We start from the raw sequence: 223 nt of genomic DNA on the forward strand, positions 1-223 counted from the left end.
CCGAGCGCGACGCCGAGAAGGCGCAGCGCGACCAGCAGAAGGCCGCGAACGCCGGCGAGTAAGCTCAAGGCTTCATTGTGAAGACGAGAAAGGCGCGGCCTCGGCCGCGCCATTTTCTTTTTCGGAATGCAGGCCTCACTTCAGAGGAAGATAGATATCCGTCCGCAGATCGGTCGGCGGCGTGTCGCGCGGGCTGTTGAGATACTCCTCGAACATCGGGGCA

Annotated in this window: 1 protein-coding gene; it reads right to left on the bottom strand. The window is 62.3% G+C overall.

The genetic code is table 11. The features are described 5' to 3' along the window. Positions 1-135 precede the first annotated feature (135 nt). A complete protein-coding gene (locus tag E4K09_RS30865; protein ID WP_342211360.1) occupies positions 136-216 on the bottom strand; it encodes a GyrI-like domain-containing protein in 81 nt (26 codons plus the stop codon). Positions 217-223 lie beyond the last annotated feature (7 nt).

The sequence above is a fragment of the Microvirga pakistanensis genome (genome assembly GCF_004458765.1).
Lineage (GTDB): Bacteria > Pseudomonadota > Alphaproteobacteria > Rhizobiales > Beijerinckiaceae > Microvirga > Microvirga pakistanensis.